Origin of the sequence: Nesterenkonia sphaerica (assembly GCF_005771565.1) — a bacterium.
Lineage (GTDB): Bacteria > Actinomycetota > Actinomycetes > Actinomycetales > Micrococcaceae > Nesterenkonia > Nesterenkonia sphaerica.
Map to the genome: position 1 here is coordinate 23,245 of NZ_VAWA01000007.1, position 22,837 is coordinate 46,081.

General features: G+C 65.1%; 22 protein-coding genes and 2 tRNA genes. 15 read left to right on the forward strand and 9 right to left on the reverse strand.

Features of this window, described 5'->3' with window-relative positions; translation table 11 throughout:
* Positions 1 to 30: 30 nt before the first annotated feature.
* On the reverse strand, positions 31 to 1,863 hold the full coding sequence (locus FEF27_RS06820; protein ID WP_138170217.1) for a phosphoenolpyruvate carboxykinase (GTP): 1,833 nt from the start codon (positions 1,861 to 1,863) through the stop codon (positions 31 to 33).
* Between the two features lie 256 nt (positions 1,864 to 2,119).
* Complete coding sequence (locus FEF27_RS06825; protein ID WP_166429942.1) at positions 2,120 to 3,277, reverse strand: ATP-grasp domain-containing protein; 1,158 nt, start codon at positions 3,275 to 3,277, stop codon at positions 2,120 to 2,122.
* 237 nt (positions 3,278 to 3,514) lie between these two features.
* On the opposite strand from FEF27_RS06825, the gene FEF27_RS06830 reads away from it, so the two are divergent.
* A complete protein-coding gene (locus tag FEF27_RS06830; RefSeq protein ID WP_138170106.1) occupies positions 3,515 to 3,892 on the forward strand; it encodes a DUF2267 domain-containing protein in 378 nt (125 codons plus the stop codon).
* A gap of 8 nt (positions 3,893 to 3,900) precedes the next feature.
* A complete protein-coding gene (locus FEF27_RS06835; RefSeq protein ID WP_138170107.1) occupies positions 3,901 to 4,323 on the forward strand; it encodes a DUF302 domain-containing protein in 423 nt (140 codons plus the stop codon).
* Positions 4,324 to 4,380: 57 nt separating this feature from the next.
* Here the strand turns inward: FEF27_RS06835 and FEF27_RS06840 are convergent, their stop codons facing one another.
* Complete coding sequence (locus FEF27_RS06840) at positions 4,381 to 5,856, reverse strand: aldehyde dehydrogenase family protein (protein ID WP_138170108.1); 1,476 nt, start codon at positions 5,854 to 5,856, stop codon at positions 4,381 to 4,383.
* A 49-nt stretch (positions 5,857 to 5,905) separates the two neighbouring features.
* Entirely contained in the window at positions 5,906 to 6,391 is a 486-nt protein-coding gene (locus tag FEF27_RS06845; RefSeq protein ID WP_138170109.1) for a MarR family winged helix-turn-helix transcriptional regulator, read from the reverse strand.
* Positions 6,392 to 6,481: 90 nt separating this feature from the next.
* On the opposite strand from FEF27_RS06845, the gene FEF27_RS06850 reads away from it, so the two are divergent.
* The 3 genes from FEF27_RS06850 to FEF27_RS06860 all read left to right on the forward strand — a co-directional run bounded on the left by FEF27_RS06850 (position 6,482) and on the right by FEF27_RS06860 (position 7,931).
* On the forward strand, positions 6,482 to 7,057 hold the full coding sequence (locus FEF27_RS06850; protein ID WP_138170110.1) for an NADPH-dependent F420 reductase: 576 nt from the start codon (positions 6,482 to 6,484) through the stop codon (positions 7,055 to 7,057).
* Positions 7,058 to 7,113: 56 nt separating this feature from the next.
* Positions 7,114 to 7,548 carry a DoxX family protein gene (locus FEF27_RS06855; RefSeq protein WP_138170111.1) on the forward strand — a complete coding sequence of 145 codons (435 nt, stop codon included), beginning with the start codon at positions 7,114 to 7,116 and terminating at the stop codon, positions 7,546 to 7,548.
* 116 nt (positions 7,549 to 7,664) lie between these two features.
* Entirely contained in the window at positions 7,665 to 7,931 is a 267-nt protein-coding gene (locus FEF27_RS06860; RefSeq protein WP_138170112.1) for a GlsB/YeaQ/YmgE family stress response membrane protein, read from the forward strand.
* Positions 7,932 to 8,172: 241 nt separating this feature from the next.
* Here FEF27_RS06860 and FEF27_RS06865 read toward each other — a convergent pair whose 3' ends face one another.
* The 5 genes from FEF27_RS06865 to upp form a co-directional block, all read right to left on the reverse strand.
* Complete coding sequence (locus tag FEF27_RS06865) at positions 8,173 to 8,844, reverse strand: DUF1801 domain-containing protein (protein WP_138170113.1); 672 nt, start codon at positions 8,842 to 8,844, stop codon at positions 8,173 to 8,175.
* A gap of 163 nt (positions 8,845 to 9,007) precedes the next feature.
* A tRNA-Arg gene (locus FEF27_RS06870) sits at positions 9,008 to 9,081 on the reverse strand.
* A 95-nt stretch (positions 9,082 to 9,176) separates the two neighbouring features.
* Positions 9,177 to 9,695: a SixA phosphatase family protein gene (locus tag FEF27_RS06875; protein ID WP_138170114.1), complete on the reverse strand. Its 519-nt coding sequence runs from the start codon at positions 9,693 to 9,695 to the stop codon at positions 9,177 to 9,179.
* A gap of 3 nt (positions 9,696 to 9,698) precedes the next feature.
* Entirely contained in the window at positions 9,699 to 10,484 is a 786-nt protein-coding gene (locus FEF27_RS06880; RefSeq protein ID WP_138170115.1) for a winged helix-turn-helix domain-containing protein, read from the reverse strand.
* Positions 10,485 to 10,624: 140 nt separating this feature from the next.
* A complete protein-coding gene (gene upp / locus FEF27_RS06885) occupies positions 10,625 to 11,260 on the reverse strand; it encodes a uracil phosphoribosyltransferase (RefSeq protein ID WP_138170116.1) in 636 nt (211 codons plus the stop codon).
* A gap of 85 nt (positions 11,261 to 11,345) precedes the next feature.
* Here upp and tadA point away from each other — a divergent pair, with 85 nt between their 5' ends.
* From tadA to FEF27_RS06940, 10 genes are all read left to right on the forward strand, one after another.
* On the forward strand, positions 11,346 to 11,780 hold the full coding sequence (tadA, locus tag FEF27_RS06890) for a tRNA adenosine(34) deaminase TadA (protein WP_138170218.1): 435 nt from the start codon (positions 11,346 to 11,348) through the stop codon (positions 11,778 to 11,780).
* A gap of 56 nt (positions 11,781 to 11,836) precedes the next feature.
* Positions 11,837 to 11,924: transfer RNA gene (locus FEF27_RS06895), tRNA-Ser, on the forward strand.
* Between the two features lie 67 nt (positions 11,925 to 11,991).
* Positions 11,992 to 12,450, forward strand: coding sequence for a 23S rRNA (pseudouridine(1915)-N(3))-methyltransferase RlmH (locus FEF27_RS06900; RefSeq protein WP_138170117.1), 459 nt, complete (start codon positions 11,992 to 11,994; stop codon positions 12,448 to 12,450).
* Positions 12,443 to 13,114, forward strand: coding sequence for an NADPH-dependent F420 reductase (locus FEF27_RS06905; protein WP_138170118.1), 672 nt, complete (start codon positions 12,443 to 12,445; stop codon positions 13,112 to 13,114). Before FEF27_RS06900 ends, FEF27_RS06905 begins: the two co-directional genes overlap by 8 nt.
* Before the next feature lie 73 nt (positions 13,115 to 13,187).
* Positions 13,188 to 17,798, forward strand: coding sequence for an ATP-dependent helicase (locus tag FEF27_RS06910; RefSeq protein ID WP_138170119.1), 4,611 nt, complete (start codon positions 13,188 to 13,190; stop codon positions 17,796 to 17,798).
* Between the two features lie 75 nt (positions 17,799 to 17,873).
* On the forward strand, positions 17,874 to 18,437 hold the full coding sequence (locus FEF27_RS06915; RefSeq protein ID WP_166429943.1) for a VOC family protein: 564 nt from the start codon (positions 17,874 to 17,876) through the stop codon (positions 18,435 to 18,437).
* A 10-nt stretch (positions 18,438 to 18,447) separates the two neighbouring features.
* A complete protein-coding gene (locus FEF27_RS06920) occupies positions 18,448 to 19,494 on the forward strand; it encodes a pseudouridine synthase (protein ID WP_138170121.1) in 1,047 nt (348 codons plus the stop codon).
* 19 nt (positions 19,495 to 19,513) lie between these two features.
* Complete coding sequence (locus FEF27_RS06925; RefSeq protein ID WP_138170122.1) at positions 19,514 to 20,140, forward strand: DedA family protein; 627 nt, start codon at positions 19,514 to 19,516, stop codon at positions 20,138 to 20,140.
* A 54-nt stretch (positions 20,141 to 20,194) separates the two neighbouring features.
* Positions 20,195 to 22,231: a hypothetical protein gene (locus FEF27_RS06935; protein ID WP_166429944.1), complete on the forward strand. Its 2,037-nt coding sequence runs from the start codon at positions 20,195 to 20,197 to the stop codon at positions 22,229 to 22,231.
* Between the two features lie 32 nt (positions 22,232 to 22,263).
* Positions 22,264 to 22,803 carry an NUDIX hydrolase family protein gene (locus FEF27_RS06940; protein WP_138170125.1) on the forward strand — a complete coding sequence of 180 codons (540 nt, stop codon included), beginning with the start codon at positions 22,264 to 22,266 and terminating at the stop codon, positions 22,801 to 22,803.
* The last annotated feature ends 34 nt before the right edge of the window (positions 22,804 to 22,837 follow it).

Genomic DNA, 22,837 nt, shown 5'->3' on the forward strand with positions numbered 1-22,837 from the left:
TGCCACTCAGCCCTTCTCAGGGTGTCCTGATTAGGCGTTCAACCGCCCGCGGAGTTCCTCGAGCTCGGCGCGGATGCTCTCCGGCAGGGATTCACCGAAGTGCGCGAACCAGGCGTCGATGTCCTCCAGCTCCTGCCGCCACTCGTCCGGGTCGACCTTGAGCGCGTCCTCGATGTCCTGGTCGGTGACCTCCAGCCCGGTCAGATCAAGAGCCTCCGGGGTGGGCGTGTGGCCAATCGGGGTTTCCATCGCCTCGCCGGTGCCCTCCAGGCGCTCCACGATCCACTTCAGCACGCGGGTGTTCTCGGCGAACCCGGGCCAGGCGAAGCCGCCGTCGCGGTTGCGCCGGAACCAATTGACCAGGAAGATTTTCGGCAGCTTCTCCGCTGCGGCGGCACCGGAGACCTCCACCCAGTGCTTGAGGTAGTCACCGGCGTCGTACCCGATGAAGGGCAGCATCGCCATCGGGTCCCGACGCACCGTGCCCACTTGGCCTTCAGCGGCGGCTGTGGTCTCTGAGGACAGAGTGGCTCCGAAGAAGATGCCGTGGTTCCAGTTCCGGGCCTCGGTCACCAGCGGCACCGTGGTCTTGCGCCGTCCGCCGAAGAGAATGGCGTCGAGTTTGACCCCGTTGGGTTCAAAGTACTCCGGGGCGAGCATGTCAGTCTGGTCGATGGGAGTGCAGAACCGGGCGTTGGGGTGGGCCGCCGGAGCCGGCGAGTCCGGGGTCCAGTCCTGGCCCTGCCAGTCGATGAGGTGAGCCGGGGTCTCCTCCGTCATCCCTTCCCACCACACGCCGCCGTCGTCGGTCAGTGCGCAGTTGGTGAAGATGGAGTTGCCTTTGGCGATGGCGCGCATGGCATTGGCGTTGGTGTGCCACCCGGTCCCCGGCGCTACGCCGAAGTAGCCGGCTTCAGGGTTCATGACCCTGAACTCTCCGTCCTTGCCGGGGCGGATCCAGGTGATGTCATCACCGAGCGTTTCGGCCTTCCACCCCTGAAGTGTGGGGTCAATGAGCGCCAGGTTGGTCTTGCCGCACGCGGAGGGGAACGCCCCGGAGACGTAGTAGCTCTTCTGTTCGGGGCTGGTGAGTTTCAGGATCAGCATGTGCTCAGCCAGCCAGCCTTCGTCGCGGGCCATCACTGAGGCGATCCGCAGCGCAAAGCATTTCTTGCCCAGCAGCGCATTTCCGCCGTAGCCGGAGCCGTAGGACCAGATCTCCCGGCTTTCGGGGAAGTGGACGATGTACTTGTTCTCGTTGCAGGGCCACGGCACATCCGCTTGGCCGGGCTCCAGGGGGGCGCCGACAGAGTGCACTGCGGGAACGAAGAAAGCATCCAGCTCCTCCATCTTGCGCAGCACATCGGTGCCGATGCGCGCCATAATCCGCATTGAGGCGACCACATAAGCCGAATCGGTGATCTCCACGCCGAACTTGGGATCGTCCGCCTCCAGGTGCCCCATGACAAAGGGAATGACGTACATCGTCCGGCCACGCATGGCTCCCTGGAACACTCCGCTGAGGGTCTGCCGCATCTCCTCCGGGGCCACCCAGTTATTGGTGAAGCCGGCATCGCGCTCGTTCTCGGAGCAGATGAAGGTCCGGGACTCCACACGGGCGACGTCGGCCGGATCAGAGAACGCGGCGAAAGAATTGGGGAAGTCGGGGCTGGTGAGCCGAGTCAGGGTGCCGGCCTCGACGAGCTGATCGGTCAGCCGGGTGTACTCCGCAGCGGATCCATCCACCCAGTGGATGTTCTCCGGCTGGGTCAGCTCTGCGATTGTGTGGACAAATTCGATGAGTTTCTGATGGCTGGTGGGGGCGTGTGCTGCCTTGCCCCTGAGCTTTTCACCGGGCTCCATTGCAACGGTGTTCACTGTGTTTCCCTCCATTGGGTGACAGACGTTTCACGTCTACACAGGACGCCGACATCATGCCCGACGGGGCGAGCCGCTCACGGCCCCGGCACGAACCTCATTGTTCGCGCACACCCTGACGTGCACTGATGGCTTCGTCGTCCAGGAGTAGACACCGCTAACTCTAACGCCCCAATATGACAATCACGTGAACACGGTGTCCAAATGTGACTGGTATCACACTTACGTGGAGGGGCGGGCCTTACTTCAGCTGGCGGTTCTTCCACCACAGGAGTCGCCGGCGCAGGATGCGGACCTGTCTGCGCACCTGCGTGGTGACCCCGCTTCTCGAGGCGCTTACGCCGGAGCCTCCGGGGCTGCTGGCATTGGCGGGGGTAGGGTGCACCGTCCCACCGCGGCGGGGGAACATCCCGTCCAGCAGCATGCCAGCGGCGTCTCTGGCCTGGCCGACCCAGGGGTAGTGATGTCCGGTGATCATGGCACTGCTGTTGACTTCAAGAACATAGGGCTGGTCCCCGTTGCCCTCGCGAGGCAGGAGCATGTCAATCCCGGCGACTCGAAGACCCGGGATGGCCTTGGCCACCGCTGCTGCCATCTCGATCTCTTCTGCGGTGAGCTCATCGGTGGCATCGACCCCGTCTCCCCCGCTGTGAACATTGGAGTTCGGGCGCAGCCAGACCTTCTGGCCCTGTGCCGGAACGGAGTCCAGGCTGAGCTGTTGCTTCTGCAGCTCCTTGCGCACCACGTCGTCAACGGGGATCTGATAATGCACCGGGTTCTGCGATTCTGTGCGCAGCCGGTTCTTCTCTTCGACCAATTCCGTGATGGTCGAGGTTCCGTCTCCGATCACGTTGGCAGGCACACGACGCGCTGCGGCAGCCACTTTCCCGTAGACCAAGAGCACCCGGTGCTCCACGCCTTCGACAAACCGTTCCACCAGGACGAACTCAGACTGCGCGGCGACATCCTCGAAGGCCTTCTCAAAGTCGGCGAACTCCGTGATGTTCACATGCACCGAGGTGCCCATGCCCTCGTCCGGCGGCTTGACCACCACTGGCAGCTGGCACTCCGCCCAGCTCCAGGCCTGTGACAGCTGGTCGTGACTGAAGGCGACATTTTCCGGGGCGCGCACCCCGTGGTGCCGCAGGAGCCTGCTGGTGACGTCTTTATAGCGGGTGCAGCGGCGGGCCAGCAGATCGTTGAGGTTGGAGCGGGCGCCGTCGAACCAGATCCGGCGCTTGCCCACCTTCAGGCTGAGCCGGCGCTTGGCGTCTGCTGAGATGGGGATACCTCTGGCCATGGCCCGGTTGGCCAGCAGGGTGGTGGTCAACCCGCCCTTGATGTCGTGCTTGACCAGGTATTTGTGCGTCTCAGCCAGGTCCACCGCTGTTTCTTTCATATCCGCCTGTTCCATCGCCGTCAGAGGCCAGCACCTCAATCCGTCGACCACGACTGTACAGGGCTTTGGTCCTCCGCTGGCGCTGCTCCCTTCGCCGGTACAGCCGCACGGCCGCGCTAGGGTGTGCGCGGGCGAGACTGGACCTAAGGGGGAAATACCTGGTTGCAGCTGACCCCCACCCAGCCGGTAGCGTGGCGAGCCACTGCATGGCGTGACAGTCAATACAAGGAGGTTCCAATGCAGACCGAAGAGATGGACACCGTGATTCAGAACCGCGCGGGCCTGGAGTCCGCCGAGCAGGCTCACCGGACCGGCACAGCGGTGCTGAGCGAACTTGGCCGGCTGGACCTTGGCACGGAGGCCCGTGAGGTGGCCGCCCAGCTGCCTGCCGGGTACAAGGACGCCCTCGCCAATGCAGAGGGTTCCGCCGAGCCGGTGACGAAAGAGCAATTCCTCAGCCGGGTCGAGTCCGCTCTTGAGGTGGACCGGGAGGCTGCCACACAGCTGGCACACGCGGCAATCTCCGCCGCTGCCGACGCCGTGACTCCCGGGGAGCGCACCTCCTTCGTCAACGCTCTGCCGCCGGAGATCTCCGGCCTGGCCACCTGGAGCTGAGCCTGCTGATGTCCTACACCCACACCATCACTGTCCCGTTGCCATACGCGGACGCCGTCGAGCGCACCCGTGAGGCTCTGGCCGAGCAAGGATTCGGGATCCTGAGCGAGATTGACGTCCACGCGGCCTTCGAGCAGAAGCTGGGTACCGAGGCGGCCGAGGCGCTTGGTGACTATGTGATTCTGGGGGCGTGCAATCCCGGCCTCGCCAGCAAGGCCCTGGCGGCCGAGCCCCAGCTGGGGGCCCTGCTGCCCTGCAATGTGGTGGTCAGGCGCGGCGCCGAGAGTCAGACCACCATCGAGGCCGTGGACCCCCAAACTCTGGTCGAGCTCAGCGAAGCACCTGAAGTGCGTGATGTGGCCGACGACGCCGACGCGCGGCTGCGGGCGGCGCTGGAAGCGATTCAGAGCGACGCCGCCCCAACCACCTGAGCGCCAGCCCGCCTTCACCTCCCGGAGATTGCCCCTGGGCTGAGCCGGAACGGAACACTAGAGGCGTTTGACGCCGATGGTGTGAGCGGTGGTGAATTCTTCGATGGCCCATTCACCGTTGAAGCGGCCCAGCCCGGAGTTGCGTTCTCCGCCGAAGGCGACGTGGGCTTCGTCCTGGACGGTCATCTCATTGATGAAGGTCATTCCGGATTTCACTTGGTGTGCGAATTGGACGCCGCGGTCGAGGTTCTGGGTGAACACCGCTGAGGAGAGCCCGTAGGCGTGATCGTTGGCCAGGCGGAGGGCGTGGGCTTCGTCGTCTGCTTTGAGGATTGCGACCATGGGACCGAAGATCTCTTCCCGGGCGATCTCCATCCCGGCGGTCACGTCGGTAAAGACATGCGGAGGCACCACCCGGCCCGTGATCTCACCACCGACTGCGACCTGGGCTCCGGCTTCTGTGGCGCGAGCGATCTTGTCCTTCAACCCTTGTAGCTGGTCGTCGTTGATCACCGGCCCCACCAGGGTCGACTCCGCGGTGGGATCGCCGTGGTGTACTGCTTGAGCCGCGGTAGTGAATTTCTCCACGAATTGGTCATAGACCGGGGCTTGGACAATGATCCGGTTCACTGACATGCAGATCTGGCCAGAGTGCAGGAACGCCCCGGGCACTGACTGTTCGACCGCGGCGTCGAGGTCGGCATCATCGAGGACCACCAGCGGCGCGTTGCCACCGAGTTCCAGAGAGACTTTCTTCAGGTGCTCACCACTGCTGGCCACAGTGGCCACGTTCTGACCCACCGGCGTGGACCCGGTGAAAGAGATCAGTCGGGGCACCGGGTGGGCAACGAAGTCATCCCCGATTTCTGCACCTGATCCCACGACCACGGAGAGCACACCGGCCGGCAGCCCGGCTTCTTCGAAGATCCGGGCGATCAGCAACGCTCCGGTCACCGGGGTGTCGGAGGCGGGTTTGATCACTACCGCGTTGCCCAAAGCCAAGGCAGGGGCGACTGAGCGTTGCGACAGGTGCAGCGGGAAGTTCCACGGGCTGATCACCCCCACCACTCCCACCGGTTTCCGATAGACCCGCATCTCCCGGCCCGGGGTGTTCGAGGGATGGATTGTTCCATGGACACGGGAAGGGAACGAGGCAGCCTCCTGGGTGATGCTCACCGCCAAGGAGACTTCGATGTTGGCTTTGAACACTGTGGATCCGGCTTCCTTGACCAGCCAGTCGACGATCTCCTCCCGGCGCTGCTGCAGAATCTGGGCAGCCCGACGCAGGATCTCTGCCCGTTTCCCCGGTCCCTTCTGCGCCCACTGGGACTGGGCGTCCTCGGCAGCACGATACGCCTCGTCCACATCCTCCCGGGAAGCCAACTTGATCTGTGCGACCGCCGCGTCATCGAACGGGTTACGCACAGTACTGACTCGTTCCGAAGAGCCCTGCCGCCACTGCCCGGCGATGAACTGTGACTCTACCGACTCACCGGCAAATCTCGCGGGGGCATGTTGTGTCGCAGCAGTCATAGTGAATCCTCCTGGGGAATTGATTGATATTGACGATAGTGGGTGTGACTCAGGATCGGGTGGAGGCGAAGACTTTGCCCTCAGGATCCAACTCGCCCAGTAGCGCTTCTGCAATGTCAGAGAGCTGCTGCACTTGTTCGGGTGTGAGCCGGTCCAGTACCAACCGGCGCACATTCTCCACGTGGCCCGGTGCCGCCTGCACCACTTTGGCCCAGCCCGCTTCTGTGAGTGAGACGTTCTTCGCTCGCCGATCCTCTGAGCAGGTGGCGCGCTTCACCAATCCAGACTTCTCCAACCCGGTGAGCACTCGCGAGAGCCTGGGCAGCGTAGCGTTCGTCAAAGCCGCCAGTGCGGTGATGCGCAGGGTGCGTTCCGGCGCCTCGGACAGGGATGCTAAGGCAAAGTATTCGAAGTGCGTCAGATCCGAATCACGCAGCAGCTGAGAATCCAGCGCGCCCGGCAGCAGCTCCAGCACCGCAGCGGTGCGCAGCCAGGCCCTCTGCTCGTCCTCGTCGAGCCAGCGTGTCTCTGACATCTCCACACCCTTCTTATGGTTGCACCTACAACGATGTGTCGGTATGCTTTTATTTGCACCTACAACAAATACTACTCGAGGAGTCATCCTGTGACCACCTTCACCATCTTCGGCACCGGCTCCATGGCCACTGCTATTGCCAGCGTGCTCACCAAAGGCGGCGCGACAGTCGAACACATCGGCAGCCAGGACAAGGACGCCGCCGTCAACGGCAGCGTCGCCATTCTCGCGGTCCCCTACCCCGCTCTGGCAGACATTTCTCAGCAGTACGGCGAGAAGCTTGCTGGCAAGGTCGTCGTCGACATCTCCAACCCGCTGAATTTCGAGACCTTCGACTCCCTGGTGGTGCCCGCAGACGGCTCAGCTGCCGCCGAGCTTGCGGCAGCTCTGCCTTCGTCCACGGTTCTGAAGGCTTTCAACACCAACTTTGCCGCCACGCTGACGGACCAGTCGGTGGGCCCGAACCGGACCACGGTCATGGTGGCCGGGGACGACGAAGCAGCCAAGCAGCAGTTGGTGGCCGCTGTGCAGGCTGGCGGCCTCAAGGCCGTCGATGCCGGGGCTCTCAAGCGAGCGCGCGAACTGGAGTCCCTGGGCTTCGTCCAGCTCACCCTGGCCGCTGGCGAGAAGATCCCGTGGAACGCAGGCTTCGCGCTGGTCCACTGACGTCTGCAGCGACCCACCCACCACCACCGCGCATCACCCGACTGAAGGAGCAACCTATGCAGAAAACCGCACTGACCAATACCGGACTCACCGTACTCCGGATCGTTCTCGGATTCCTCTTCACCGCCCATGGCTGGCGGAAGTTCAACGAGTGGACCATTGACGGCACGCAGGCAGCTTTCGGTGAGATGGGCATCCCCTTGGCTCAAACCACCGCCCCGATGGTGGCCACCCTGGAGCTGGTCGGCGGCATCGCGCTCATCCTGGGTCTCTTGAGCCGTCCAGTCGCTGTCCTGCTGAGTGTGATCATGCTCACCGCCCTCGTCATGGTTCACCTAAGTGCGGGAATCTTTGTCGAAGCCGGCGGCGTGGAACTGGTCCTGCTGTTGGGAGCCGGCGCAGCCGCGGTCGCCCTAGCAGGGCCAGGCAAGCTGTCACTTGATTACGCAATGTTCTCCCGGCGGGACTCCAAGCTGGCAGTGCTGGCCTGACAAGCGGATTCTCGGGTCCTCGAGTGGACTTCCGCGGGAAATTTTCCCTAGTCTCTGAAGTTTTTCCGGGGTATCTTGAAGATCCGCATTCTCGATAGATAGACGGGAGAAACACCATGAGCATCCTCGGCTGGATCTTATTAGGGCTGATCGCGGGTGCGATTGCGCGTGCGATCCTGCCCGGCAAGCAACCGGGCGGCATCCTGGTCACGCTGCTCACCGGTATCCTCGGCGCACTCCTGGGCGGCTGGATTGCCTCGGCAATCTTCGGAATCAATGTCAACGATGCATTTTTCGACCCCGCCACATGGGGCTTCGCCATCCTCGGGGGCCTCATCGTCGCCTTCATCTGGGGCGCCATCGCCGGCAGACGCGCGGACTGACTCCCGCCGCACTCGGCTATCTATCCAATGGGCCTCCACCTCATGGTGGGGGCCCATTGCGCTGCCACCACTGACGAAAAGAGCCCCACCGGGCTGTGCCCGGCAGGGCTTCGTTCCGCATCCACAGCTCCAGGCACTCTGCCGGGTATCGACTCCAACGAAGCGCGGCCACTGGGTTCACGTAACGTGATTGAGATCACAGTATCACCCCCAAGGTGGAAGTCAAAAAGCGACTCACCCATCAGCAACGGGCGTTCAGATCCGCCTGCCAGGCGCAGCGAATCATCTCTTCAAGCACTTCGAGATCAATATCCTCGGGCTTGTTGAAGTAGAGGCATGCTTGTCCGGTGGTGTGCTTCCCCAACCGGAGCAGAAGGCTTTCGGCCTGCGGGGAGCCAGTGATTCCATACACCGTGATCTTCGCCTTGCGGGGCGAGAATCCCACCCGGAACGTATCGCCCTCGCGGCCGGTCGCATAGCGGTAATGGACCTGCCCATAACCGATCATGGAGGGGCCCCACATGACCGGCTGCTCACCGGTGGCGCGCGCAAAGATCTCCAGCAGCAGCCGCCCGTGCTCTACCCGTCTGGGCACCTCCAGCTGCTCGACGAACTCACTCGGTGACTGCTTCGACGGCGCAGTCTTGAGATCAGGAGCGTTCTGACCAGTGTGGCCAGGGGTGATCACAGCTCGGCGCACCTCGGGCTCGGGCACCTGGCCGGAGAGCGACAAACCACGCTCCACCAGGGCCGCCTGCAGCCGCTCAAGACCTCGCTTACCGACACCGTGGAGGGAGGCAAGTTTGCCGTAGTCGACGCCGTCCAGAGACTCCAGATCCGGATATCCGGCCAGACGTAAAGCGTCTTGGGCAGGGCGCCCCACCCCGGCGACAGACTCGTAGGAAGTGCTCATGGTCACATCCTACTGAGCACGTGAACATCCCTGCCTCTAGGAGCAGTACAGACAGCATGCTCGAGGAAACCAGTCACAGCAGCGAGCACGTCAAGATTATTCGAAACGAGAAAACCCCCTGCATCCCTGCATTTGCAAGGGATACAGAGGGTGTGTCTGCCTGTGCGCCCATAGGGATTCGAACCCCAGACCTTCGGTTCCGTAGACCGACGCTCTATCCAGCTGAGCTATAGGCGCATCATCCAAGAAATCTCACTGTACCGCGAGTTGGACCTTGACGATACTACACGCGGTGATGGTGGCGGACCAAATCTGGGCCTACCCACGGGACCTCAGCGTGCGGACCCTGCGGTGACGAAGTCCGTGAGGACGGCGTCGCGCCCGTCCAGCTCTGCCCATGGTTTACTCAGTTCGAAACGCGCCAGCCCCGCAGGTGGCCACTGTGTGGCCATCTCCAGCGCGGCACTCTCCTGCGACTCCGCACTGGTCAACCTCATGCTCAGCTCCTGAACCCCAGGCATATGAGCAATCAGCAGCAATGTGCTCACCGTCTCGGGTGTTTCATTCAGCACTGAGCACAGCTGCGCCTCGGACCCCAGATAGATGCGGTCATCCAATTCCGCAGTAGGCGCCTGGTCTCCGAGGACGTGCGAGATCCAGATGCTGGTCTGACGGGTGCGCATGGCGGAGGAGACCACTGTCATCTCAGGAACACATGAGGATCCCAACAGCCACCGGCCCACCTGGCAGGCTTGTGCCTGACCTGACTCGGTCAGGGTCCGGGCAAAATCATCCCCGGAGAAACTGTGACCGGCTTCAGCGTGGCGGAGCACCAAGAGGGTCTTGGACATGGGTCAGATGCTGTATTCAGGTGCGGCCCAGACCGTCACCTCGGGGTGCTCATAGAAGCGGTAGCCCTGACCACGCACAGTGCGCACAGTATTGGCCAGGCGTCCGAGCTTGGAACGCAGACGGCGGATGTGGACATCTATGGTGCGTTCATTGGGCATCTGCTCAACATCCACGTGGCGCCACAACCGTTGGAGCAGCTCTTCACGCCCGACGGTGCGGGCGGAGCTCTCCACCAGGTAGTTCAGCAGTTCGAACTCCTTGTACGTGAGGTTGAGATTCTCGCCGTCGAGCTGGACCTCCCGGCGCGCCAAGTCAATCAGTACCCCGGAGGCGGAGTAGGACGTGGGCGGGACAGTGGCCCCGGCCGCCGGCTCTGGCTGGCCTGCGGCACCCACAGTCGGGTCCCCCAGTGCTTGCCGCACCACCTCCAGATCCTCCCCTTCAGCAGTGGGCGAGGCCATGGCCATCGCCACATGGACCTGCGACTCAGGAGCGATGTGCTCCACGTAGTCACGCAGCTGCGTCGCGATCCGGTGCAATGAGGTGCCCTCAGCTTTGGCCGTATCCTCATCCAGTCCCACATAGATCACGAACCCGCGGGCCACCACATCAGGGTGGCCGGCGCCGTTGTTCGCCGCCAGCACTTGGATCGGCGCCGTGCGGGGGTGCCCGTCCGCACCAGTGGCCCCATTGCGCATTTTGCGGGCCAGCTCAGCACGCCGGGCAGCGTTCCTCACTGAAACGTGAACGTACCCTGGATTTTGGGCCTTATTGAGCGGTGCGGACATGCGAATCGTGACTCTTCCTGGGTGGTTGCCGTGTGAGGGGCCCTCTCAGGATCGCCGTAATATTTCGGGAATGCAAGTAACATAACAGCGAAAATTCCAAATAGTGAGATTTCACTGATTCATTGTGGCGCAGCTACGTACTATTCCGCCAGCCCGTAAAGTCTGTCCCCGGCATCGCCCAAGCCGGGCACTATGTAGGACTTCTCGTTGAGCTTCTGGTCGACTGCCGCCACGAACAGTTCGATCTCACGGTCACCGACTTCATCCTCCAAGCGCTTGATGCCCTCCGGGGCGGCCAAGAGACACAGGCAGGTGATCTTGGCCGCCCCGGCACGCTCCAAGAACCGAATGGCCTCTGCCAAGGTTCCCCCAGTGGCCAGCATCGGATCCAAGACGAACACCTGACGCCCGGTGAGGTCTTCGGGCAGCCTTTCGGCATAGGTGACGATGTTCAGCGTCTCCTCATCCCGCGCCATCCCCAGGAACCCGACCTCCGCAGTGGGGATCATCGCTGTCATGCCGTCAAGCATGCCCAGACCCGCACGCAGGATCGGCACCACCAGCGGCTTGGGGCCGGACAGCCGGGTGCCGACCATCCCCGTCACCGGAGTCTGAATCTGCACCTCCTCCGTGGGCAGCGAGCTGGACGCCTCATAAGCCAAGAGCGACACCAGCTCCCGGGTGAGGTCTCGGAACGTGTTGGACGGTGTCTCCACCCGCCGCAGCTGAGTGAGCTTATGATCGATCAGCGGATGGGAAACGACGTGAGTGCGCATGGAATCAAGGTACCAGCGCATCCGCGGCAGTATCGTGTCAGAGGTGAGCTTCTCCCCCCGGCATCGGCAGACCCAACACCAGCTGATGGGGCAGTGCCTGGAACTGGCCCGCCAAGCCCCCGCTTCCGGTGACGTGCCAGTGGGAGCAGTGGTGCTCAGCGCCGATGGAGTCATTCTCGGCGCCGGCCACAACACTCGCGAACGCGACGCCGATCCCACCGGTCACGCCGAGCTCAACGCGCTCCGCGAGGCTGCCGGGGCGATGGGGTCCTGGCGGCTCGACGGCTGCACTGTGGTGGTGACGCTGGAACCGTGCACCATGTGCGCCGGGGCCATCAGCCAATCGCGGATCTCCACGGTGATCTTCGGAGCCTGGGATAAGAAGGCCGGAGGCGCAGGCAGCGTCTTCGACATCCTGCGCGAACCCCGCCTGAACCATTGGGTGGAGATTCAGCCGGGGGTCCGGGCCGAGGAGTGCAGTGCCCTGCTGAAGGACTTCTTCGCCGAGCAGCGCCGCTGATGCCGCCTGACCCGTGGACTAACTGGTAGCATGGCGTGGCGCGATTTCGTGCGCAGGGTAGCGTGTCCGAGCGGCCGAAGGTGCAGCACTCGAAATGCTGTGTAGGGTAACCCCCTACCGTGGGTTCAAATCCCACCGCTACCGCGTTCTGACGGCCCCACAGACCCCGACGTCTGGGGGCCGTTGCCCTTTCTGCCCGGAGAGGCCAACGATGAGCACAACTGTTGTTGCGGTCGGCAAGAAGCATGAATCGTGGGTGGCCGACGGGATCGCCCGCTACAGCAAGAGGCTCCGGAAGCCCTATGACCTCACCTGGCGTCTGCTCCCCCACTCCGCCAAAGACCACGACGCCGCCCGCGCTGAGGAGTCCGCCAAGATTCTGCAGACTCTCAAGCCTCACCAGCATGTGATCCTGCTCGATGAACGCGGCACCAACTTGTCCTCCCCCGCACTGGCGGCCCACCTGCAGCGGCAGTACGACTCCGGAACCGAGGTAGCCATCATCATCGGCGGGGCCTACGGGGTCAGCCAGGACCTGCACCACAGGGCAAACCTCACCTGGTCGCTGAGCAGTCTGGTCTTCCCCCACCAGCTGGTCCGGCTGATTCTGACCGAGCAGCTCTACCGTGCGCAGGAGATCAGCGCAGGGCGGTCCTACCACCATGTCTGAGCAGGAGGTGGTCGGAGTACTCGGGGCGGGGCGAGCTGGAACAGCCTTCGCCCGAGTCATGCTCCGGGTGGGGATCGGGGTCGACCTCTGCTCCACCCGGCCCCCGAAGGCGCTGCAGCACCACCTGAAGATCTACGCCCCCGGGGCCGAGGCCGTCTGGCCCGACCAGATTGGGGTCCGCACCGCCCGGCAGGGTCCCGGCATCGTCATCCTCGCCGTGCCGCAGGAGGATATGGACGGGGTGGACCCCAGCTGGCTCTACACCACAGGACCGGAGCCGCTGGTGCTCGTGGACGCTACCAATACGTGGCACGACGAGGAACTGCCCAGCTGGCTGCAGGCCGCCCTGGACGAACAGCTTCCCTCCTCCTACGGCATCGCCGGCCGCTTCGGCCAGACTCGCGTGGTCAAGGCGCTGAACCACATCTCGCACCATGACCTGGAGAAATTCGCCGATGCCGAGCTGCCGCTGGATCAGCGCCGGGCGGTGGCACTGGCTGGAGACGACGACGCCGCCCGCGGTCGTGTGATGGGGCTGCTGGTGCGTATGGGGTTTGACCCCGTCTCCCTCGGAGGGCTGGCTGCGAGCCGTCCCATTGAGCCGGAGGGTCCCCTGTTCGACCGGCCGCTGCGCCGCGAGGAGATCCTTCGCTTTGCCCAGTGAATCCTGGCCGCCCGGGCCCGTACCGAGTTCTACAGTGCCGAGTTCTACAGTACCGAGTTCTACAGTGGAGGCCATGGGGCTCGATCAGTTCTCGGAGGCAACCCGTACATGGTTCACCGCCTCCTTCGGGGTGCCCACCGCCGCGCAGGCCGGCGCCTGGGAGACAGTGGCCCAGGGCAAGAACGCATTGGTCGTGGCCCCCACCGGCTCCGGCAAGACTCTGTCGGCATTTCTCTGGTCGATCGACCGCCTCATGAGCCAGGCTCGGCACCGCGAGCCAGCAGACCGGCAGCGCGGCACCTCAGTGTTGTACATCTCCCCGCTGAAAGCCCTGGGTGCCGACATTGAGCGCAATCTGCGCAGCCCGCTGGTCGGCATCGGACACACAGCCCAGCGGCTCGGCGGCGCACCGGCTGAGGTCACCGTGGGGGTCCGCACCGGGGACACCAGCTCCAAACAGCGCCGGGATCTGGTGCGCAATCCGCCCGATATCCTCATCACCACCCCCGAGTCGCTCTACCTGATGCTCACCTCCCAGGCCCGCCGCACCCTGACTGCAGTGGACACCATCATCGTGGATGAGATCCATGCCCTGGCCGGCACCAAACGCGGCGCTCACCTCGCGGTCTCTTTGGAGCGGCTCGATACGCTGCGCGAATCCGGGGAGGCCGCCCGGCCCCGCCCAGCCCAGCGCATCGGGCTCTCCGCCACCGTGGAACCCCAGCACGAGGTGGCCCGGTTTCTGGGTGGGCGCCACCCGGTGGAGGTGATTGCCCCAGCATCAGAGAAGAAGTGGGACATTACCGTCTCCGTCCCGGTGCCAGATATGGCCTCCCCCTCAGCGGAGCCGAGCCCAGGCGACGAGGGCGCCCCGCTGCAGCCCTCCATTTGGCCGCATGTGGAACACCGGGTGGTGGACCTGATCTCTGCCAACCGGTCCACCATTGTCTTTGTGAACTCCCGCCGGCTGGCGGAGAAGCTCACCGGCCGGATCAATGAGATCCACGCCGAGCGGGAGCCTCCTGCGGCCACGGAGGACGGTTCCGCACCTGGTCTCCCCGCGTTGGCCAAGGCCCACCATGGGTCAGTCTCCAAGGAGCAGCGCAAGCAGATCGAGGATGAGCTGAAATCCGGTCAGCTGCGCTGTGTGGTCGCTACCAGCTCTTTGGAGCTGGGGATCGACATGGGCGCAGTGGACCTGGTCATCCAAGTGGAGGCCCCGCATGCGGTCTCCTCCGGGCTGCAGCGCCTGGGCCGGGCCGGGCACCAAGTCGGTGAAGTCTCGGTGGGGTGGTTCTTCCCGAAACACCGCGGTGATCTGCTCAGCTCAAGCGTCGTAGTGGAGAGGATGCTCACCGGCCGGATCGAGGCGCTGAAAATTCCGCGCAGCCCACTGGACATCCTGGCACAGCAGACCATCGCCGCTGCCGCCATGGACACCTTGGATGTGGAGGAGTGGTTCGACACTGTGCGCAGAGCCGCGCCCTTCGCCGCCCTTCCGCGCTCCGCCTATGAGGCCACCCTGGACATGCTCGCGGGAAAGTACCCCTCGGACCGTTTCGCGGATCTGCGGCCGCGGATCGTCTGGGACCGGGACGCAGGCACCCTCACCGGACGCCCCGGGGCGCAGCGGCTCGCGGTAACCTCCGGCGGCACGATCCCCGACCGAGGGCTCTTCGGCGTCTATTTGGTCGGAGCTGAGGACACCCGCACCGGCGGCCGGCGCGTGGGCGAGCTCGATGAAGAGATGGTCTACGAGTCCCGCGTGGGCGACGTCTTTGCCCTGGGGGCCACCAGCTGGCGAATCGAGGAGATCACCTTTGACCGAGTCATGGTCTCCCCGGCTTTCGGCCAGCCGGCCAGCCTGCCATTTTGGCGCGGGGACGGCATCGGCCGCCCAGCCGAACTCGGTGCCGCCATGGGGGCGTTCACCCGGGAGCTGCACACCGCCAGCGTCAAGGAAGCCACTGAGCGGCTGACCGCGCTCGGGTTGGACCAGTGGGCGCGGGAGAACCTGCTGCGGTATCTGTCTGATCAGCACGACGCCGCCGGTGCCGTGCCCTCCGACCGCACTCTGGTGCTGGAGCAGACCAAGGACGAGCTGGGAGACTGGCGGATCATTCTGCACTCCCCTTACGGGATGCAGGTCCACGCGCCCTGGGCGCTGGCGGTGGGCGAACGGCTGCACGAACGCTACGGCTTGGATGGCGCCGCCTTCGCCGCCGACGACGGAATCGTGCTGCGGGTGCCCATGATGGACGACCAGCCGCCCGGGGCCGAACTGTTCACCTTTGAGCCCGAGGAGCTGGAAGAGCTGGTCATCCGCCGGGTCAGCAGCTCGGCGCTGTTCGCCGGACGTTTCCGAGAATCAGCGGCCCGGGCGCTGCTGCTGCCACGCACCCGCCCGGGTCAGCGCACCCCGCTGTGGCAGCAACGTCAACGATCTTCGCAGCTGCTGGAAGTCGCCCACCAGTACGCGGACTTCCCCATGATCATGGAAACCATGCGGGAGGTCCTCCAAGATGTCTACGACCTCCCGGCCCTGGACGCGCTGACCCGCAGACTCGCCCAACGCAGCGTCCGGATGGTGGAGGTCACCACCTCCACCGCCTCACCGTTCGCCCAGTCCATCGTCTTCGGCTACATCGCCCAATACCTCTACGAGGGCGACTCGCCCCTGGCTGAGCGCCGCGCCGCGGCCCTGAGCGTGGACCCCACGCTGCTCAACGAGCTCCTGGGCCGGGTGGAGCTGCGCGAATTCCTGGACGCCGGCGTGATCAGTGAAGCTGAAGCCTCCGCGCAGCGGCTGACCCCCGCCCGCCGACTGCCCACAGCCGATGCCCGAGGCCCGGAAAGTGTGGCCGACCTGCTGCGGCTGCTGGGCCCGCTCACCGCCGATCAGCTCGCCCTGCGGCTGCGTCCTGCCGATGACGACGACGAGGCCACCCTCACGGCCGCCGAAGCCCGTGAGTTCGCCGAGGAGCTGGTCAGCACCCAGCGGGCCATCCCGGTGATGTTCCAGGCCGAAGCGCGGTTCGCCGCGGTGGAGGACGCTGCGCGACTGCGCGACGGGCTGGGAGTCAATATCCCGCCAGGTGTCCCCCACACATTCCTCGAGCCCTTGGAGGATCCGCTCGGGGATCTCGTGGGGCGCTTCGCGCGCACACACGGACCGTTTACGCCTGCCCAGGTCAGCCGTGCGTTGGGCCTGCCCAGCGCGGTGGTGGTCGATGTGTTGCGCCGGCTGGTCCAGGACGCCCGCATCGTCGAGGGGCTGTTCACCCCGGATGCTGAGGCCGAGGCGGAGTACGTGGACGCGGAGATGCTCCGCCGCATCCGCCGGCGATCGCTGGCGGCGCTGCGAGCGGCGGTGGAACCTGTACCGCCGCGGGCTTACGCCCAGCTGCTCACCGAATGGCAGCTGACCACCAGAGCCACCGGGGTCAGTGGTCAATCCGGGCTGGCTGAAGTGCTGGCCCAATTGGCCGGGGTGCCGGCTCCGGCCAGCGCGTGGGAGTCTCTGATCCTCCCCGCGCGGGTCAGCGACTACTCCCCCACCATGCTGGACACCCTGCTGGCCAGCGGCGAGTTCCTCACCAGCGGACACGGGGCACTCAGCGGCCATGACGGCTGGCTGGCGTTCTACCCGGCAGAGGAGTCCGCCCTGGTCAGTGCCGGCCGCGACCTCACCGCCCCCGAGGGGCTGGCAGCTCAGGTGCACCACGTGCTAGAGCGTGGAGGGGCATGGTTCCCGGAAGCCATCGCCGCAGAGTTGGAGGACGTCTCGGCAGTGCAGTGCCAGCAAGCTTTGTGGGAGCTGTTCTGGGCCGGGCGGGTCCACCCGGACAGCTACGCTCCGCTTCGGACGTTCATGGGTGCCGGCCCCACCGCGCACAAGGCCAGGCCCTCCAGCAGGAGCCGGCGAGTCAGCCGCCGGACCGCCCTGCGCCAAGCTGTCACCGCCGCCCGGGGTGCGGCCTCCGCCCCCTCAGGAGGGCGCTGGCAGGTCATTGCCCCCGCGGGCGTCGGGGCCACCGAGATCGCCCATGCTCGGGCAGAGATCCTGCTGGATCGGTACGGGGTGCTCACCCGGGGCTCGGTGGTGGCCGAGCAGACCCCCGGGGGGTTCGCCGGAGTCTATAAGGTCTTGGCAGCAGCTGAGGAGGCCGGGCGGGTCCGGCGCGGCTACTTCATCGAGCACCTGGGGGCCGCCCAATTCACCCTCAGCTCCACCATCGACCGGCTCCGGGAGATCTCCGAGCAGCTCGAGCGTCAGGATGACCCCTACGTCACCGCGCAGCAAGCCCCGGTGGCGCTGGCTGCCACCGACCCTGCCAACCCCTTCGGTGCCGCCCTGGACTGGCCCGAACTACCCGCCGCCGGAGATGCCCCCGCTGTCAAGGCACGTCCGGGGAGGAAGGCCGGCGCCGTCGTCGTGCTCAGCCACGGAGAACTGGTGCTCTACATGGAGCGTGGCGGCAGGACCATGCTGCTCTACACCCGGGACCAGAGCGCCGGCGATGCCGCCGCCGCTGCGCTGGTCAGCGCATTGACCCGGGGCAGAGCCGCGAAGCTGGCCGTGGAGCGCATCAATGGTGAGCCCGTACTGCAGCATTGGTTCGGTCAGTCCCTGCGCACTGCAGGATTCCACTCCACCCCCTCCGGCCTGCGCCTCTCCCCCTGAACCCGTGGCGCTGGCTATCGCCGAACCTGCGAGGTCGGCCACGTGCCTCCCACGCGTATGGGCTACTCTTGCCCCATGATTCTGTGTATGCCATTCATGATGTTCCAGGGCCGAGCCCAGGAAGCCATCGACCATTATCTCGCGACGTTCCCTGACGCCCAGCTCTTGGAAATCATGCACCACCCAGAAGGCACAGAGATCTTTGACCCAGAGGCCACCGAGGCTGGACCCGGGACCGCTGCACCGGCGGCCGGGACCTCCCAGGATGACACCGCAGCCATGGAGACAGTGGTGGACTGGGACACCACCCTGGTGGCCACCGCGCAGCTGCAGGTGGGCGGGCAGATTCTGATGATCCAGGATTCGCTGGTCAAGCATGCCTTCGACTTCACGCCCTCGATGTCCATGGCCGTCGTGGTCGACACCGAGGAGGAGTTTCACCGCATCACCAACTCACTGGTGGACCAGGGCGAGTATCTGATGGAGCCCGGTGACTACGACTTCGCCCAGAACTTCGCCTGGGTCCAGGACCGGTTCGGGATGACCTGGCAGATCAACCACCCCCGCGGCACCCCGAACCCTTCAGACACGGACTCAGCCGCCAATGTGGCGCAGTCCAAGGCTCCGGAGTGGAGCTGACCCGCCCCCTGTGCCGCACAAGTCCCCCCTGCCTGTCCGCAACGGCGTCAACGCCACCCGGCTGCGGGTGCCCGCCGCGGGTCCGTGGCCCACAATCCATGAGTATGTCCAAGAGACATTCGGCCATATAGACCCTGCCGGCATCACCTCCCGCTTCCGTGGCGGTGAGGTGGTCGACGCCGCCGGTGTCCCGCTGGACACCACGACTCCGCTCGGCGCTGCGGAGTTCATCTGGTACTACCGCTCCCTGCCGCAAGAGCCCCCGCTGCCGGTCCAGGAAGCGATCCTGTGGGAGGACGAACACCTCTTGGTGGTGGACAAGCCACACTTCCTGCCGACCACCCCGGCCGGGCGCTATGTCCAGGAGTCGCTGCTGGTCCGGCTGCGCCACCGGTTGGAGATGCCGCACCTGGTGCCCATTCACCGGTTGGACCGTGGGACCGCCGGGGTGGTGATCTTTGCCAAAGAGCCGCAGACCCGCGGGGCGTACCAGCTGCTCTTTGAGAACCGCCGGGTGTACAAGACCTATGAATGTGTCAGCCTGCTCAATGACCACCCCAGCGGCGTCGTCGACCGATTTCCGCTGACATTGCGCAACCGCATCGAAAAGACCAAAGGGGTGGTGGTCAGCCAGCTGTGCAGCTATGACACGGCTGACTCCGGACGGCGCCCGGCTCAGCAGTGGCACCGCGTGAAGGGCAGGCGACGCACAGATCCTGTGCCCGGAGCGAACTCCTCCTCCCGGATCGAGCTGCTCCACCACGGCCCGCCACCGGGTGGCGCACCCGAGTCCCCGGTCGGGTTGTTCCGGCTTACCCCGCATACAGGAAAGACCCATCAGCTGCGGATTCACATGGCGATGCTGGGGCTAGGCGTTCTGCACGACCGGTTCTATCCGGAGCTGTGGGATGACACCCCCGATGACTTCAACACCCCGTTGCAGCTGCTGGCCCGCAGCCTGAGCTTCACTGATCCGCTCACTGGTGCGTCACGGCAGTTCACCTCGACCCGTAAACTGGACTACGCCCCAGTCACACCGGACTCGGAGGCTTCCTAACAGCAGAAAAAGGGGACAGATGGTCGAGCTGATCGACACGTGGGGCGCATGGTTCCTTCCGTTACAGGCACTTCTGGTGGCGCTGACCGCTCTGTTTCCGCCATTTCCCTCCGAAGTGCTGGTGATCGCCTCCGGCACGATGGCCTCCGCAGGACTGCTCTCACTGACCTGGGTGATGATCGCCACCACACTGGGGTGCCTCGCCGGGGACCTGCTGCTGTACGCCCTGTTCCGCTATCAGCTGATCCGACTGCTGTACCGGTGGCGCTGGGGGCGGCGGCTGCACCGTGCGATGCTGCGCGCCTCGATTCGTGGCGGTGACGCCACCACCTGGGCCGGACTGCTGCTGATCCGGTGGATTCCCGGCGGACGTTCAGCCTCCATGGCCACTGCGGGGATCATGCGACTGTCCTGGCGCCACGTGCTGGCCTTGGCGGTCTTCGGGGCCGTGATCTGGAGCGGCTGGCTGATCGGCTTAGGTTACATTACGGGAACAACTACCGGACTTCCCCCCTGGGCGAGCACTCTGACCGCCATAGGTATCGGTACCCTAGTGGGAGTGACCATCGCTTGGTTCTCCACGAGGCGGCGTCGTGCTCGTAGTCAGGCTTCTGTGGAAGTATCGACAGTCAGCCCAAACTCCTAATATGCGTGAGAAGCGCACATGATTGCTCTAGGGAGGCAGCAGTTGTCCGAGCCAATGAGCCCAGACACCTCCTCACGTCCTGCCGACGGCTCCGCGACCAGTCTTGCGGAGGAGGAACGCCCCGATGCAGCCGCCGTCGAGGTGGCCGGCCAGACAGCTGAGCACCCGGCGCCGCAGACTCCTGCCGAGAACCCACCCGAGAACCCACCCGAGAACTCAGGCTCCGTGGACTCTCCACGCGCTGAGGCGCAGCCTGAAGGTTCTGCATCCGCGCCCCCAGCGGTCCCGGAAGCTGACGCTGACGCTGTCGCTGTCGCTGTCGCTGTCGCTGACGACGATGAAACCAGCGACGCTGATTCCGGGGACGCTGAGTCCGGCGAGGCTCATTCCGGCGAGACTGATTCCGGCGACCCCGGGACCGAAAGCCCTGACGCTGACTCCACCGAAGCTGACTCCACTGAACCCGACAACGCCGAATCGGACAACTCCGAATCCCTAAACTCCGAGCAGCCGCAGGGTTCGGACGGTGCCGAGGAGCCAGCGCAGGAGACTCCCCCACCATCCCCGCCGGAGGGCAGCTCCCCTGCTGAAGCGCCGCCGGCGGAAGGCGACTCCGCGCAGTCCCCTCCCGCTAGGCCAGGCATAGCCCCTGCACGTGCCGTTCCCGCCGGGCCGGATAAGAGCCTGGGTGGTTTCTTAGACACCTTGGATGAACGGGCCAAGAATTGGTGGGCCAACCGGAAGGTGCGCCATGCTCGGCGCAAAGCCGAGGCCGCCCGAGCCGCCGCCGAGGTTCCGGAAACACCTGCTGCGGGGACCTCGGCGCGCCATGCGCGACGCAGCGGTGGGCAGCTGCCGGTGCCCGCCCCCCAGGTCTCTCTCCCCAAACCGCCCCCGGCCGAACAGCGCCCCGAGCCGCAACTCTTTACCGACGCGATCCCGGTGGTACCTGCCGAGGAGACCACCGTGCTTCCCCCCTACTGGGACGAGCCCCAGGCTCCGCCGCCACCAGCTGCTCGCCGTGAGCTTGATGAGCAGCGCAAGCGCACCGTGATCGCGCAAAAGGCTGCGGCTATTGAGAAAGCCACCGCGCAGGATTCGCCGCGTCCGTATGGCGGTTCAGGGTCCATCGGGGGCCAGTACCGCCATGAGGCTGCGGCCTTCGCCGACGATGAGGAAGATCTCTACACCTACATCCCCCCGTACAACTTGCCCTCCCGCAGCCCGGACCCAGAGCCCACCCAATGGGATCTGGCACGGCGGATATTCGTCAGTCTGGGTGCCGTGGCAGCGGTACTGTCCACCATGTGGATGTTCGGCTGGTTCGGCTCCAGCGAGGAGAATCCCGCCATCCTGGGACAGCGCGGCCTGCAGGAGGCCCAGGCCGGAGGGTGGTACTCCGGGGAGCAGGCGCTGCTCTCACCGGACTACAACTGGTACTGGCTCTGGCCTGCCATCACTATCGGGCTCATCATTCATGCGTGCTACCAATGGCGCCCCGCCCAGCACTCCACCCCTCGGCAACAACGTTCCGGGTGGTTGATCGGCACCGCCGCGATGCTGATGTGGGTCGTGACCGCTTCGCTGTACGCCGGGCTTTTCACCCTGAACCTGCTCAGCTCCTTGGCCATCGCCGCCGCGCTGACCGAGGCAGTGCGGCAGTTCAACCTCTACACCGCCCGCAACGATACCGAGCGGAAGCTCACCGATGACATTGTGGGTCTGTTCTACGGCTTCGCCCTGGTCCAGGTCATGAGCGCTCTCTCAGTGTGGCTGACCCAACTGGGGTGGCACATCCCAGGCATTCCGGCCCCCCTGTGGGCCACGATCGGCTTGCTGATCTGCGTGTGGACCGCAGCGTTCTACTCCATGACAGAGCGCGGCAGAATCACGATCGCACTGAGCCTGGCCTGGGGTCTGTTCTGGCTGATCTTCCCGCGCATCCTGGGGGAGGTCACCAGTGTATGGGTGGCGCTCGGAGCGGCGATGGGCGCCTTCATCGTCATTCTGTGCACCCAGTCCCGCCGGTACCGGATCAACCACGCAGAGCGCCGCGCGGCAATGGGGCGGCCACTCGAAGACATCATCTGAGTGGCCCGCCGCGCTCGTGAGAACATAGTGCCATGTCTGTCCGCACACCCGATCCACACCCCGGCTGGCTCAACGAGGAGGACCTCTACGAGGCCCGGCGCCGCCTCCCCATGGTCTACGTGGAGGCTATCCCTGTCCGGCTGGACTCACTGGGCTACGTCACCGAGGTGGGACTGCTCTATACCGCCGACGGTGACGGCCGGGTCTACCGCACCGTGGTCTCCGGACGTGTGCTCTACCGGGAGACCCTCCGGGCTGCCCTGCTGCGGCACATAGAGAAGGATCTCGGCCCGATGGCCATGCCGCAGCTGCCGGCCTCCCCTACACCGCTGACGGTCGCGGAGTACTTCCCCTACCCTTCGGAGACCGGGCTGGTGGACGACCGGCAGCACGTGGTCTCCATGGCCTACATCGTGCCCGTCAATGGTGAGTGCTCAGCACGCGAAGACGCCCTCGAACTGTCCTGGCTGACCCCGGAACAGGCGCTCAGCGCCGAGGTGCAGTCAGAATTTATCGGCGGGCGGGAAAAGCTGATCCGCCAAGCCCTGGCCCATGTGGGCCACACCGCATGAACTGAGCCCAGGCAACTGTCTGGGAAGCCCCGTG

Bases quoted from the DNA above. Each gene is read 5' to 3' on its own strand.
- FEF27_RS06820 (WP_138170217.1), bottom strand. From the start codon at position 1,863: ATGGAGCCCGGTGAAAAGCTCAGGGGCAAGGCAGCACACGCCCCCACC.
- FEF27_RS06825 (WP_166429942.1), bottom strand. From the start codon at position 3,277: ATGAAAGAAACAGCGGTGGACCTGGCTGAGACGCACAAATACCTGGTC.
- FEF27_RS06830 (WP_138170106.1), top strand. From the start codon at position 3,515: ATGCAGACCGAAGAGATGGACACCGTGATTCAGAACCGCGCGGGCCTG.
- FEF27_RS06835 (WP_138170107.1), top strand. From the start codon at position 3,901: ATGTCCTACACCCACACCATCACTGTCCCGTTGCCATACGCGGACGCC.
- FEF27_RS06840 (WP_138170108.1), bottom strand. From the start codon at position 5,856: ATGACTGCTGCGACACAACATGCCCCCGCGAGATTTGCCGGTGAGTCG.
- FEF27_RS06845 (WP_138170109.1), bottom strand. From the start codon at position 6,391: ATGTCAGAGACACGCTGGCTCGACGAGGACGAGCAGAGGGCCTGGCTG.
- FEF27_RS06855 (WP_138170111.1), top strand. From the start codon at position 7,114: ATGCAGAAAACCGCACTGACCAATACCGGACTCACCGTACTCCGGATC.
- FEF27_RS06860 (WP_138170112.1), top strand. From the start codon at position 7,665: ATGAGCATCCTCGGCTGGATCTTATTAGGGCTGATCGCGGGTGCGATT.
- FEF27_RS06865 (WP_138170113.1), bottom strand. From the start codon at position 8,844: ATGAGCACTTCCTACGAGTCTGTCGCCGGGGTGGGGCGCCCTGCCCAA.
- FEF27_RS06875 (WP_138170114.1), bottom strand. From the start codon at position 9,695: ATGTCCAAGACCCTCTTGGTGCTCCGCCACGCTGAAGCCGGTCACAGT.
- FEF27_RS06880 (WP_138170115.1), bottom strand. From the start codon at position 10,484: ATGTCCGCACCGCTCAATAAGGCCCAAAATCCAGGGTACGTTCACGTT.
- upp (WP_138170116.1), bottom strand. From the start codon at position 11,260: ATGCGCACTCACGTCGTTTCCCATCCGCTGATCGATCATAAGCTCACT.
- tadA (WP_138170218.1), top strand. From the start codon at position 11,346: ATGGGGCAGTGCCTGGAACTGGCCCGCCAAGCCCCCGCTTCCGGTGAC.
- FEF27_RS06900 (WP_138170117.1), top strand. From the start codon at position 11,992: ATGAGCACAACTGTTGTTGCGGTCGGCAAGAAGCATGAATCGTGGGTG.
- FEF27_RS06905 (WP_138170118.1), top strand. From the start codon at position 12,443: ATGTCTGAGCAGGAGGTGGTCGGAGTACTCGGGGCGGGGCGAGCTGGA.
- FEF27_RS06910 (WP_138170119.1), top strand. From the start codon at position 13,188: ATGGGGCTCGATCAGTTCTCGGAGGCAACCCGTACATGGTTCACCGCC.
- FEF27_RS06915 (WP_166429943.1), top strand. From the start codon at position 17,874: ATGATTCTGTGTATGCCATTCATGATGTTCCAGGGCCGAGCCCAGGAA.
- FEF27_RS06925 (WP_138170122.1), top strand. From the start codon at position 19,514: ATGGTCGAGCTGATCGACACGTGGGGCGCATGGTTCCTTCCGTTACAG.
- FEF27_RS06935 (WP_166429944.1), top strand. From the start codon at position 20,195: ATGAGCCCAGACACCTCCTCACGTCCTGCCGACGGCTCCGCGACCAGT.
- FEF27_RS06940 (WP_138170125.1), top strand. From the start codon at position 22,264: ATGTCTGTCCGCACACCCGATCCACACCCCGGCTGGCTCAACGAGGAG.